Annotated in this window: 9 protein-coding genes; 2 read left to right on the forward strand and 7 right to left on the reverse strand. The window is 44.7% G+C overall.

Annotated features, from left to right (window positions below):
* The first annotated feature begins 39 nt into the window (after positions 1 to 39).
* Together D0A37_RS12730 and D0A37_RS12735 are read left to right on the forward strand one after the other, a co-directional pair.
* Entirely contained in the window at positions 40 to 819 is a 780-nt protein-coding gene (locus D0A37_RS12730) for an ion transporter (protein ID WP_242724659.1), read from the forward strand.
* A 353-nt stretch (positions 820 to 1,172) separates the two neighbouring features.
* A complete protein-coding gene (locus D0A37_RS12735) occupies positions 1,173 to 2,441 on the forward strand; it encodes an RNA-guided endonuclease InsQ/TnpB family protein (RefSeq protein WP_242724660.1) in 1,269 nt (422 codons plus the stop codon).
* Between the two features lie 46 nt (positions 2,442 to 2,487).
* Here D0A37_RS12735 and D0A37_RS12740 read toward each other — a convergent pair whose 3' ends face one another.
* From D0A37_RS12740 to D0A37_RS12770, 7 genes are all read right to left on the reverse strand, one after another.
* Complete coding sequence (locus D0A37_RS12740; RefSeq protein ID WP_242724661.1) at positions 2,488 to 3,864, reverse strand: sensor histidine kinase; 1,377 nt, start codon at positions 3,862 to 3,864, stop codon at positions 2,488 to 2,490.
* A 109-nt stretch (positions 3,865 to 3,973) separates the two neighbouring features.
* Positions 3,974 to 5,329 carry an ATP-binding protein gene (locus tag D0A37_RS12745; protein ID WP_242724662.1) on the reverse strand — a complete coding sequence of 452 codons (1,356 nt, stop codon included), beginning with the start codon at positions 5,327 to 5,329 and terminating at the stop codon, positions 3,974 to 3,976.
* Between the two features lie 711 nt (positions 5,330 to 6,040).
* On the reverse strand, positions 6,041 to 6,607 hold the full coding sequence (locus tag D0A37_RS12750) for a hypothetical protein (protein ID WP_242724664.1): 567 nt from the start codon (positions 6,605 to 6,607) through the stop codon (positions 6,041 to 6,043).
* Between the two features lie 249 nt (positions 6,608 to 6,856).
* Positions 6,857 to 8,422: a hypothetical protein gene (locus D0A37_RS12755; protein ID WP_242724666.1), complete on the reverse strand. Its 1,566-nt coding sequence runs from the start codon at positions 8,420 to 8,422 to the stop codon at positions 6,857 to 6,859.
* Between the two features lie 533 nt (positions 8,423 to 8,955).
* Positions 8,956 to 10,332, reverse strand: a complete 1,377-nt coding sequence (locus D0A37_RS12760) for an oligosaccharide flippase family protein (protein ID WP_242724668.1) — start codon at positions 10,330 to 10,332, stop codon at positions 8,956 to 8,958.
* Positions 10,333 to 10,513: 181 nt separating this feature from the next.
* Entirely contained in the window at positions 10,514 to 11,302 is a 789-nt protein-coding gene (locus D0A37_RS12765) for a TIGR03943 family putative permease subunit (RefSeq protein WP_242724670.1), read from the reverse strand.
* Positions 11,303 to 11,439: 137 nt separating this feature from the next.
* On the reverse strand, positions 11,440 to 12,519 hold the full coding sequence (locus D0A37_RS12770) for a permease (protein WP_242724672.1): 1,080 nt from the start codon (positions 12,517 to 12,519) through the stop codon (positions 11,440 to 11,442).
* Positions 12,520 to 13,204: the final 685 nt, after the last annotated feature.

The following is a 13,204-nucleotide window of genomic DNA, read 5'->3' on the forward strand; positions in this document are numbered from 1 at the left end:
AATTCCCTTATCTCATAAATAGTATTAATTATCTCATCTATGTTAACCAGATCGCAAATTGGATTTTATCTCGAAGACATCGAAACCCCAATTGGCAGAACCGTCAATTTAACTATTACCGGACTCATTCTTTTATCTTCCGCCAGTTTCATCGCCGAAACTTACCATATTTCGGAAACTGTTAGAATTAATTTGCAAACTCTCGATACAGCGCTTTTAGTTGTTTTTGTGTTTGAGTATTTATTGCGACTATGGTGTGCAGAAAATCGAGTTAAATTTATTTTTAGTTTTTTTTCCATTATTGATTTGCTGGCAATTTTACCATTTTTATTAGGATTCGTCAACGTCAGTTTTATCCGCATTTTCCGCTGGTTTAGAATTCTCCGGCTCATCCGTTTTCTGGAATTAAAAATTTCTATTTTCCGCATCAGCAGCGAAGATGGAGTTATTTTTGCTCGAATTTTGTTTACTTTACTGGCAATAATTTTTGTTTATTCGGGTTTGATTTATCAAGTAGAACACCCGGCAAATCCCGAAAGTTTTGGGACTTTTTTAGATGCGGTTTATTTCTCGGTTGTCACGATGACGACGGTGGGATTTGGCGATGTTACTCCCATTTCGGAATCCGGCCGTTTTCTGACTATTTTGATGATTTTGACGGGAATTGCTCTGATTCCTTGGCAATTGGGGGATTTGATTAGACAATTAGTTAAAAGTGCTAATCACGGAGAAGCTGTTTGTAAAGGTTGCGGTTGGTCTGTACACGATGCTAATGCTAGATTTTGTAAAATGTGCGGCAGTCAATTAGATAATGGTTGACTGTTGACTGTTGACTGTTGACTGTTACAGCACTTTTCAGGTAGGGAAACAGCATTGCCCTTTCCCTACAGAAGATTGCCTCTAATTTATATGTAGCAGTATTTTTCATAATAATTAATAACCAATAACTAATAACCAATAACTACTGACTACTGACTACTGACTACTGACTACTGACTTCTTTAACTTTCGAGGGGGTTTGGGGGCAGCTCTAAGTCCCACGCTGTACCTGTACCCAGGTCAGCGTTGGGATACATGGACTCCCCCAAGCTGATTTTGTCCGGTCAATCAGGCGTAAAATCGGCAACGGATGTGGGTTTATAGCCAAGTAATTCTGTGTTAGAACTACAACCATGACTCTGATTATGAACTACTGCTACCGAATTTATCCCGACGCCAACCAGGAACAGGTAATGCTGCATTGGTTGGAAATTTCCCGCAAGGTATATAACTATGCTTTGCGGGAAATAAAAGACTGGGTGAATTCGCGTAAGTGTAGTTTGGATTATTGTTCGCTGGAACGAGAATATATCATTTCAGCCGACAAGCCATTTCCCACCTACTACAATCAGCAAAACGCACTTCCCAAGGCGAAGAAAGAATTTCCACAATTGGGAGAAGCCCCTTCTCAAGTTCTGCAAACTACTATTCGGAGATTGCACGACGCTTGGAACTATTTCCAAGAGAGGGGGTTTGGTTTTCCGCGCTTCAAGAAGTTTGGACAAATTAAGTCCATGCTGTTTCCTCAGTTCAAAGCCAACCCCATTACGGGATGGCAGATAAGCTTGCCCAAACTTGGGAAGATACCTATCAACTTGCATCGCCCCATCCCAGATGGTTTTGTGGTTAAGCAAGCACGGGTTTTGAGGAAAGCGAATAGGTGGGAAGCAGTGATCACAATAGAGTCTGACGTGTCGATACCAGATGCTCAACCGCATGGTGATGCGCTGGGTATTGACTTGGGATTGGAGAAATTCTTGACAACCTCGGATAAAGAGTTTATTGCTAGACCTAGATTCCTGACATCCTTGTACCGCAAGCTTGAATTGCTGCAACGCAAGTATGCCAGAACGAAAAAGGGTTCTAAAAACCGCGAAAAAGCTCGAATCAAGGTTGCTAGATTCCACAACCACATTGCTAGCGTTCGGAAAGATTGGCAATTCAAGCTGGCTAACCATCTGTGTACCTCCGAAGGTATTGGGATGGTGTTTGTTGAGGACTTAAACCTGAAGGCAATGTCCAGAGGGATGTTGAGAAAACATACCCTGGATGCAGCTTTCGGTCAATTTCTCAATCTGCTGGAGTGGGTAGCCAAGAAGCATCAAATCTACTTTGCTCGCGTCAATCCCAATGGAACGTCTCAAACCTGTCCTAAGTGCAACACACATACGGGCAAGAAAGACCTTTCCGAACGAGTGCATCGATGTGGTGAATGCGGCTATGAAACCGATAGAGATCATGCGGCATCTGAAGTAATTCGGTTGCGTGGTCTAGAACTGAGTACGCAGGGACTCTGCGAAATAGAAAATGCCTATGCAGTCGGTCTGCCGGGGATGGAGGAAACTCTGTCCTTGTCAGAGGCGAAACCTCGTAAGAGAAAAACTAGGAATGCCAAACTGTGAGGTTTGGAAGCCTACACCGTAATCTTTGATTCGGTGTAGGAGGATGTCACGCTAAGGGTAACAAAATTTCAAATTCAGTGCCGCTGCCTAATTCCGATCGCATTCTGAATGCACCGCCGTGTTTGCCGGTCACTATTTGATAGCTAACTGCTAAACTGGTTTCTTTGAGGGCGCGTTTTTCAGTAGAGAATGATTCTATGATTTTTTTGTACTTGCTAGGTGACATTCCTGGCCCGTTATCTGCTATGCAAATCGAAACCCAGCGAACATGAAGTTTGTCTAAATCCGGCGCAGGTTCGGGACAGCAGACTTGAGTTGTGATTTCAATTTTAGGCTGGCGAGCGGCGTCTCTGAGTCCTCCACCTTTGAACTCTTTTGCCAATTCTTGGCCGACTGCTTCGTTAATTAATGTATGAATAGCATTGGTTAAGATATTCATAAATACTTGGTTTAGCTGTCCTGCATAGCAAGGTACTGGCGGCAGATAGCCGTAGTTTTTCACTACTTGGATTTCCCTGGTCAAACGACTTTTGAGCAGCAAAAGTATGCTGTCTATGTTGGCGTGCAAGTCGGTTGGTTTGGGATAAATATCGTCGATGTGGCAGAAGTTTTGCAAACTGGTTGCCAACTTGCTCAAACGTTCTGCTCCCGATTTGATGCTAGCAACAGTTCGGAGGAAATCGTTTTGCAAAAAGTCATAGTCGATCTCTTCCTTGAGCCTTGCTATTTCCGGCGGGGGGTCAGTACAGTATGCGTCGTAAACTGAGAGCAATTCCATCAAGTTTTTGCTGTAGTCGCTTACGTAGGTTAAATTTCCCCAAATAAAGCCTACCGGATCTAAAATTTCGTGGGCTACTCCGTTGACTAAACGCCCTAAACTCGCCATTTTTTCGCTTTGAATCATTTGAGTTTGCGCTCTTTCGTAGCGAACTTGAGTTTCTATGCCACGAATTTGCCAGTAGGCGATGTTTAGCGCGTTAGGGTCTAAGAGCCGATAAGATTGGGAGTCTATTTGGACAACGATTGGTTCTGACTGCAATTCGGGCGATCGACGCAGAGCTTGTGGAGCAGCCGCCAAAATGGTTGTACTCTCTGGAACCAATAATATTTCGACGCGAGCGTAACTGTAGAGAACTTTTAGCGGCAGGTGCAAAAATAGTTCGGGGCCTTGGGGTTTGAGCAAGTATTCCAGCAGTTGCCGGCGGGATATCATGCCAGCAAACTCTCCTGCTTCCATCAAGACGACTCCCGGCACTAGGGGATACTGTTCAAACATTTCGGCAACTGCCACAGCCAAGCAGCTCGATTTAACCTGAAAGTCATACAGGGGCAAATCCCAGAGGGTAGACTCTAGGGAAAGGTCTTGATGGCTGCCTTCGGAGAGTGAAGGGCCAAGGAGTTTGGAACTGAATTTATTTGCCACTGGAACTTTTAGTTGCCGAAACGCTGGGAAAGTGAATTTGAGAACCTACTACTAAGCTACCCTATCATTTCACTGCAGGAGCAAACAACCGAGAATATTCTTGAGTTAATCATGTTTTGGGAACTATGGGCAGGAGAATTTCAAATTCAGTGTTCTTACCTGGTTGCGATCGCAATTTCATTTGGCCGCCGTGCTTTTCTGTGACTATTTGATTGCAGATAGCCAGCCCCATACCGCTGCCTTTGCCTGCTGGTTTAGTGGTAAAAAAGGTGTCAAATATCTGCTGGTGATTTTCTGGGGGAATGCCGGGCCCGTTATCGGCAATGCAAATTGCCACCCGCTTGCCGTTTTCGGTTTCTATGACTTTAGTGGTAATTTCGATTTGGGGCTGCCAGTGGTCCGGGCACTGGGTCTGTATTTCTCGATCGGCTGCGTACTCGGTCAGGGCGTCTAGAGCATTAACTAACAAATTCAAAAACACCTGACTCAACTGACCGGAGTAGCCACTAACTAGCGGCAGTTCGCCGTAATTTTTTACCACCTCTATGCTGTTTTTAAAGCGGTTTTTCAGAATTAACAGCGTCATCTCCACGCATTCGTGAATGTCTGTCTCCACTGGCTTTGTCTCGTCCATGTGAGAGAAGTGGTGCAGCCCGTTAACTATTTTTAGCAATTGCGAGGCTCCCAACTCCATCCCTTCTAAGGTGATAGGCAAATCTTCTTGTAAAAAATCAAATTCAATTTCTTGTTTGAGGGCGTCAATTCGGGGACATGGTTCCGAATATTCTTCTTCATAAACCGACATTAGCTGAAGCAAGTGTTCAAAATATGACAACAGAAAAGTTAAATTTCCCCAAATACTGTTCAGCGGATTTCTAATTTCGTGAGCTACTTCTGCTACAATCCTCCCCAAACTCGCCATTTTTTCTGTTTGGATGAGTTTGGCTTGGGTTTGTTTGTGGAGCAACTTATTTGTTAATTCATGAATTCTTGATTGAGCAACCATTAATTGGTGTACGTCTAATAGTTTGTAGGTCTGAGGCGCTACTTCCACTACTACCGGTTCGTAAATTAATTCTGCGGATCTGTAAAGCGATTCCTGGGCGGCTTCTACTATTAATTTACTGCCCGGAAGAATCAGCGGATCTGGCTTAGAAAACTTGTATAATACCTCTATTGGTCGCTTAAAAAACATTTCTAATCCGTAGCGTCGGTTAACTTTTTCAAAAAATAGACGCCTGGATATTATGCCGACAAAATTACCCCGCTCTGTCAAAATGACGCCGGGAAGCATGGAATTGTCTTCAAATGCCTGGGCTACTTCTTTTGCCTGTTGAGTTAATTCAATTTGGCAGTTGTAGAGCGGCAGGTCTAGGAGAGTTGATTCTAAGGAGATGTTCCAACTACAAACCTCAGGTATATGCAACACTGATAACTCCGAGCTAATCTCACGCACAGCAAACATAGATGAAACCCCTGTTAAATGTTGTATTAATTAACAATTTAAATTGCTATTAATTCGTAACTGGTAATTGGTAGGGGGTAGTTGCTAATTTGTCAAATTACAACAGCACCCGATGGGAAAACCCGATCGCACTAGCATTGTCTGCTCAAGATTTTGTTTCTAAGTCAATGTTAAACGATAAAAGCTTTTGTGGAACTTACGGAGCAGGCGCTGTAAACTTTCTACCATGATATACCTGCGATCGTGTGTTTTCCGAATATTTTTAATATTTATAACGAATTATTGTGATAAGTTATACCATTTTTCCAGTGATAGAAGGGAATTGGAGAACCCCTCGCGGGTTATCCGTGAATATACGGGCATCCTTCGAGGGTTCGAGGGCCCGGATTAGCCATCGTCCAAGGAGCTGCAGGCTCCAACTGTCAAGACTAGGGCCCAGGCCAAAATCGGCACATTGTACAGCAGAAGGAAGTTCGGCCAGGGATTCGCTTTCTGCGGATGTAACCGAATGTAACGGATGGAAGGCTTGAGTTATCTAGGAGAGAAGGAAGAAGCAATGTTCCGCAAGGGTTTGTCCACTTAAGAACATCCTAACCGTCGGCTGCGGTTCCTATACCACTACAAAGAAATGCAACTTTAGGCCACTTCCGAACCTCGATGGTCATCAGTTTTTTGCAATCTGCAACCTGCAATCTGCAATCTGTCATCGTCTTAGGGTTCCACCTCCGGCCAGAGGCGTTCTAGCTGATACCGCCAAGCGGCGAGAGTTTTTTCGCTAGACTCTCGCCCTAGTTCCATTTCACCCATCAATCCCTCTGCGTAGAAACGGTCTAAAGTCTGAAGAGTAGTTTCGATAGACTGTCCCTGCATCTTCGCAGCTTTGATGATTTGACGGATGCGGCTTTCTATCATACCGCCGAAAAAGTCAGACAAACCTCGCTCTTGCAAAGCCAGCAGTCTGGCGATGGCGGCTGAGAAATCGGCGGCGACGAGTGTGGCACAACTGTGCTGAAATACTCCCCACACAACGTTTTGATGTATGGCGTAGTGAGTTTCGAGGGTGGTGTCAAAGTTAGCTTCTAGCAGTTTATCAAGAAATGGTTGAGCTTCCTGGGCATCGGCGATCGGCAGCAAAATCCGCAGCCAACTCCCATCTTCTGAAAGGAGGACTAACAGGCGAAAATTGGGGGTTTCTACTTGCCAAGAAGTGGCAGCGGGCATCTCAACACTGTCACCAAATAAGTCTTTAAGGGTATTGCTAATTTCTTCGGGAGTCATGAGAATTTTAGATTTTAGGTTTGAGGTTTTAGATGTGAAATTGCAGACTGGTGAGTTCGTTTCAAAAGTTTGTAATATTTACCAGTATGGCTTAGTATCAACTCAATTTCAAATCTCAAATCTCAAATCTCAAATCAATTTAGTAAAAGTAGGGTGTGCACGGCGCACATTTCAACGCTTGGGGTTTATGGGCGCACCTTACCCTATTGATATTTACCAATATCGGTCAATCTAAAATCTAAAATCGATTTAGGGGAGCCAGCGGGGGTGATAGCCGGCAAAGGGAAGTTCTTCTGGTTGTAGTTTTGCGGGAGAACCGTCTGCGGGTATTTCTACTAAGGGTAGTAGCCAGAGGCGGCTGGTGGCGATCGACTGTCCACTATCGTTGCGGGGACTGTCTGCTGCTGAGGGAGTTGCTGCTGTGACTGATTGGTCGAAAATTAATGCCAGCCCGTCGGGAGATAAACTGATTTGGGTATCTAATTGGTTGGGCAAAATCAGCAGCGGTTTGATGGTTCCTACCAAACGACTCCCCTCTTTTTTGAGGTCGATGGTGGCGAGGAAAGGCTGTTCTTTGTAGCTTTCTGTTGTGAGGCGTTGGGCTAACAAACAGTAGAGACGCTGAACTTGGTTGTCTTCGCTTTTGCGGGGGTCGAAATAAACCGCCATAATACTGCCGGGAATACGCAATATTTCTTGTTCTACACCTTGGTTATCTAGGATGAAAAGCGATCGAGTAAAGTCGCTGTTGTATTTAACATAGGCGGCGGCGGAGTTGTCGCGGGCCATCCCCAATACTTGTTCGTATTTGGGCAAAAATTCTACTGGGTCTGCTTCCGGTTTGAGGGGGACGATCGCTAATCCTTGTTTTTGAGATATTACCATCGATTTGCTATCGGGGCGAATCATAAAATCTCCGCCTTGTTCATTTTCCAATGGTCTGGGCGCCTGTTTTTCTTCCACAATCCAAGGACTAAAATCGCCGGGATTGCGGCGGTTGACGCGCTGGACAACTATGATTTTTCCGTCGGCTGAGAGGTCGAATTTGAGGTTTTGGTAATCTTTGGAGTCTAAGATTTTGTCGATTCTACCGGCTGGGTAGTTTTGTTGAGTTCCTGAGCCCGATTGGGGGTTGAGGCCGGTGGTGACTGTGAAGAGTTCTTGATTGAGGGTTCCACGAGTACGGGCGATCGATCGATCTGTGGCTGAGAATAAAATGCGATCGCTGTCGGGATACGGTTTAAAATCGGTAACGACTAAATCTTTGGGAGTCAGCGCTATCGGTTTCGATTCGCTGCTGCTGAGATTGACTAGCATTAATCTGCTTTCTGTTTCGCCTTGGACACCGATGTAAGCAAAAGCTTGATCGCGGCTGCGAAAGGAACTGCTAAACGGTTGCATTGGCGTTCCTTTATTTTGGTTTTTTTCTCCGAAATACTTATCGGTTGCTCCGGCGAGTTTGACTGTGTAGGTAACGCCGTAGGGTGCTGGATCTTTGAGGGTGTAAGCCATGCGTCTTCCAGCCCAACTAAATTTACCGGGGAGGGGGGGTTCTAGCTTTAAGTTTTCCTCGACGGTGGACTGGTTCATCGGCCGAAAGAATGTGAGGATAAAGCCGGTATCTTCGGCGCCGATTTGTTTGTTTTCCCAGGTAAATTCTCGCACTCTGGGTGCTGTGCGATCGCCGCTCAGCAGTAGCAGCCCTATTAAGAAGCTCAGCACTAGCATGAGGAAGATGGCCGTGCGGTCGATCGGGTGTTTGAATGGCAGGTTAGCGAAGGGTGAAGGATTAATTTTTTTCTTAAAAATACTCACAAATCTTTCTCTCCTACTTTCTGCTGAAAATTAACTGCCAAATTTTTCCTTTTAAATTTTACTGCCTTGGGCGTACTCCCGACCCTCTGATTTTTTTTTTACCAGCGAAAACGAATGCAGCGAAGTATCTTGGTAAAAAACTCGGTTTCTGAAAGTGTTGGTGTCTCCAGGACTGAATTAAACTCACAAGCTTAAATCCGTGGAGTATGCGGCACTTCCAACCGTATCAACCGAGTGGAGATGTGAAATTATAAATTTTACCTTTTAGAATGCCTCAGAGCTAAAAATTGCGCGATCGAGAGAGGCTTTGAGGAAAGTAGAGTACCCTACCATTGTGCCAGTTGCGTTCAGCACTGTTTGAGATTTTAGATTTTTAATTTAATCTCAAATCTAAATCGCTAATTCTTTAATAGGTTGAGGGGTAACGCTGGCGCTCTACCCATCTTACTAATAATCAATTTGTAAAAATATAAAGTGCATTACTTTTCTTCTTGTATTGTGTTCGGCTGACATATAGACAATCTCCTTTTTGTTTACTGAAACAGTTGGTTGATTGGAACTAAATCCATCGGTGATATTTTATCGATCGGCAGACCCCAACCAAAAGCCACTCTACACCAAATTAGAGTGACCAGCACCCCTAGAAACAGCCCTGTTAATTGAATATCCTGCCAAAAACAAGTTAGTCCTTCTCGCCACAAACCGTAGTTAGTTACTGCATAGGTAGGAAGGTCGCCGAGAGCTATAGCAATCACGGCACCTAAATTACCTTTTAAGTAGTATCCCAGCGGTATACTTATACATAGATTCACAAAAGTCAGGAGATTGCCCATAGCTGCGTACTGAGACTTTCCTACGGCTAACAGACAAGAACCCATTATATTGTGGAGGGTGGTGTGCCAGATACCTAACGCCAAGATTGGCATCATCCAAGATGCAGCCTCATACTCTTTCCGATACAGTATTAAAATTAACTGATCTCCAAAGCTCACCAAAATGGCTAAACCTACGGCTAATGGTATGAGAATTAGCTTGCGGTTCTTGAGTATCTTGGCGCGCAACTCCTCCCGCGGCAACTCTGCCAGCATAGAAATCGAGGGAAAAATCACCCTGCCGCTAATCGCGATGATGACTTGGCGTGGCATATCGCCGAGAGTAAAAGCGATGCCGTAAATGCCCAACATTGTTAAAGTAAATATTTTCCCGAGGATGAGTCTATCGGCTTGAGAACACAGAAAAAATAAAATCGTAGACAAAAATATCCATTTGCCATAAGAAAATATTTCTTTAGCTGCTGCTTTATCCCAAGCAAAGCGGTTTGACTTGCCGGGAATCAAAAAATGGCTCCATACTACCTCCATTAAAGCTCCAGTAAAGCCGCCTGCAACGATCGCCCAGATGCTGCGATCGAACCAGGCCCAGACAATCATCACTGTTGTAGAAACAATCTGTATGCCCAGCTCAAAAATTACTACTTGCTTCACTGCCATTTTGCGTTCTAGGCTGGCTGTGGCAGTGGATTTAAACCCTCCTAGTAGGGAATTTATACCTATTACTGGAATCAACCACAGGAGACGGTCATCTCCATAAAAACTAGCAACAGGCTGGGTAATTATAATCAAACAAATCCAAACGAAAAAGCTGCGAATAACTTGCAGTGTCCAAGCGGTGTTGAGAAATTGAGGATCTTCCCCCCGTTTGTTCTGGATGATACTTGGGCCCAAACCTATGTCTGTAAATAAGTTGATCCCTGTGATAAAAACGTAGGTTAGACCTACCAGACCAAATAATTCGGGCAAAAGCAGACGCGTCAGGATTAAGTTACTGCCAAATCGGATAATTTGACTGCTTCCATAGCTGGCGATCGTCCAGGCTGCACCTTTGATAGCTAATTTTTTTCCTGATGACATATACTCAGAATTTATTTACTAATGACGAGTGTAGTTGCTGAATTTGTTTTTGGCAACTCCTAGAGGATGGTGTTGCCACTTTTATAGCTGACTGTACAGTATCTTAATTTGTATCCGGAGGAAGGGTCTGGAGTGTCCATCTCGCAATAAAGGTAAAATTTAATCTCATACTTACTCCACATCAATAATCATAAGGGTTTTTTGGCTGGGGAATTGGTTTGAGGGAGGATGCTTGAATGATTAATTTGCGCTTACCTTGCAGTTCTTCTACGATCGTTTCTCCTTCTATTTCTAGCCAACTGTCTGGGGCAAAGGTGGTGCGACTTTGACCGATCAGTAATTTTACCGGCAACCCGATCGGATAGGCGTCTGCCGCGCAGCAGGTAATGATAAAACGCCCGATCCACATATATTGTTCTGCTATATTGGGGGGATGAATTACAAATCCTTGAACCTTGACTTTTTGACCTCTGTATATATCGGGTTCGGGGTTGAAATTTAACAGCCGCACCCATTCGACGAGCGATCGCTGTTCGGGTTTTGTAGTATTGCGAAATTCTTGGGGTTGCAGTCTGGTGATTGGCAGAGCTTCGGTGAGGCCTCGTTCTAATGCTGTCTGGCTGGTAAAAGTGCGTGGCGTTGTTAGTAAACCTATTAATGCGACGCTCAACATTAAGCTGCTACCGATACTGGGGGGAAACAAAGTAACGTGTTCAACTTCTGTGATTCTGAGAGAGTTATTGGCTGCTGATGTCCGCGATTGCTTTGTGAGGCGATCGAGCTTTAAGAGTTCCCAAGTTTTTAACCCGCCAATAACCATTAAGCCGATTCCTCCCGCTAGAGTCAAGCCAAAGTAATGGGGGTGAATGAGAATGCTTAATTTGCCGGTGATCCAATATTTAAGAAGCAGTATTCCCCAGGCTAAGATAGCTAGGGCGTCCAGCCAAGGGCTAATTTTTTTAAGATTCATTTTTTAAGAGTGATTGGGAAACAAGAGGGAAGAGGGAAAAGAAAAAAATACCTATCCGTATATCCGTGAGTTCCGTGTTGGGGAGCAAGGTCATTGAAAATCGAAAATGGTATTAGTTGTGTGCCACCGCTAATTTATTAACCTAAATGCAAGTTGACAGCGAGGGTCATTAAAAAGGTTAACTGAGCTGCTAAGACAATGAGGTAAACTACGGCTCGACTTTTAAAAATAGACAGCATTAAACCGATGCCTTTGAGGTCAATCATCGGGCCAAAAACGAGAAATGCTAACAGCGAACCGCTGGTAAATGTGGAAGCGAAAGACAGGGCAAAAAAGGCATCTACTGTAGAACAAATCGATACGACTGTGCCTAAGAGCAGCATGGCTAGAATCGAGGAAACGGGGCCTTGGCCGAGGTTGAGAATTAGTTCGCGGGGGGCGCCAACTTGAATGATGGCGGCGATCGCACTTCCGATTACCAACACTCCTCCCAATTCGCGCAACTCTTGTACCATAGTATCTAAAAGCAGGCGCAGACGCTCTTTAGAAACAGGGTGGAACATCGAGGAACGTTTCGAGATTTTTTCTGTTTTGCCTGTTGGTAATGGCTTCCAGTCGTCTTGTAGCAAAGATTCGATCGGCACCGCCCCCCCCGGCTGACCGAGCATAAATGTTCCCGACTGCAACAGCAGCGGAGTGTTGGCTTGGACGAGTTCTTTTTCGGAAAACTCTGGTTTTGGCAGGGGAATGGCGCGGGCTACAGAGGGTTGCAGCAGAGGCCGCAAGTCTTTTTGGGCGCTGAACACCCAGCCGATAATTGTGGCTATAGACAGAGAAAATACCACCCGCAAAACTACAATTTCTGGCTGATCCCGAAATGCCGTCCAAGTGGCCCAAATTACCACGGGGTTGATGGTGGGGGCGGCGAGCAAAAAGCCGATCGCGGCTGGTGCGGGCACTCCCTGCATCAGTAGCCTGCGGGCTACGGGCACGTTACCGCACTCGCACACGGGAAACAAAAAGCCGATCGAACTGCCCATCAAAGCCGCCAGCAGCGGGTTTCGCGGGATGCGCGATACGAGTTTGCGTTCGTCTACAAACCCCAGCAGCAAACCTGAGAATAAAACTCCCAGCAGCAGAAAAGGTATTGCCTCTACTAACAAGCTGAGAAAAAGGGTAAAAGCATTATTTAACTGATTTGTCAGGGCGGGTTGCATCGATCACCTACTGGTAGATTGCTATTTAGTTATACGTCTTTGGTAGAACTCCCTGTACATCATACCAAAGCATAGCACTAAGTTAATATCCCGTTAATTTTTTTTTGCCTTTTTTTTACGGGAATTTGTAGACATTCTAATTTAATCAATGCTGATGCCTTGAATTATTTGGACTGGTTAAACTTGTTTGAATTTGACTGAATTTTTATTCATATCCGTCTCGTAGAGCAAATCAATAATTGACTCTGCCAACCGTCGCCTATTTGCTTGATGGATATTTCGGTTAACAATAATTGATTGTAGAACAAATGCCAAGGCAGATTTTGCAGATTGCGGGTGAGCCTAAGTGTTTTATATAACGATCGCTATAAAATTGGTTTTTAGCGATGACTTTAGTTTTCACTACAAACTTATAGGGGACGCACTGGCAGGTGTGTCGCTGGCTGAGCGTTACGGGTTGCGAGTACCGGATCGGGGAGATGGGATGAAATCGCCTCAAATGCCCTAGCTTGCAAGGCGTCCCGCCATCGCGATTGCAAGCTAAAACTCCGGGACGCGACCCCCCTAATTTCTGCTTTTAACTTGTCTGCTGACGGGCTGCATCGTGTTGGCGATCGGGCAATTGCGATTTTATTTTATTGTCAACCGATTATATTTTTCAGTACAAAAACTTATTAACAAAAGG

The sequence above is a fragment of the Microcoleus vaginatus HSN003 genome, from assembly GCF_022701255.1.
GTDB lineage: Bacteria > Cyanobacteriota > Cyanobacteriia > Cyanobacteriales > Microcoleaceae > Microcoleus > Microcoleus vaginatus_B.

Coding starts and splice junctions, on each gene's coding strand:
- D0A37_RS12760 (WP_242724668.1), bottom strand. CDS start 10,332: ATGTCATCAGGAAAAAAATTAGCTATCAAAGGTGCAGCCTGGACGATC.
- D0A37_RS12745 (WP_242724662.1), bottom strand. CDS start 5,329: ATGTTTGCTGTGCGTGAGATTAGCTCGGAGTTATCAGTGTTGCATATA.
- D0A37_RS12735 (WP_242724660.1), top strand. CDS start 1,173: ATGACTCTGATTATGAACTACTGCTACCGAATTTATCCCGACGCCAAC.
- D0A37_RS12765 (WP_242724670.1), bottom strand. CDS start 11,302: ATGAATCTTAAAAAAATTAGCCCTTGGCTGGACGCCCTAGCTATCTTA.
- D0A37_RS12750 (WP_242724664.1), bottom strand. CDS start 6,607: ATGACTCCCGAAGAAATTAGCAATACCCTTAAAGACTTATTTGGTGAC.
- D0A37_RS12770 (WP_242724672.1), bottom strand. CDS start 12,519: ATGCAACCCGCCCTGACAAATCAGTTAAATAATGCTTTTACCCTTTTT.
- D0A37_RS12730 (WP_242724659.1), top strand. CDS start 40: ATGTTAACCAGATCGCAAATTGGATTTTATCTCGAAGACATCGAAACC.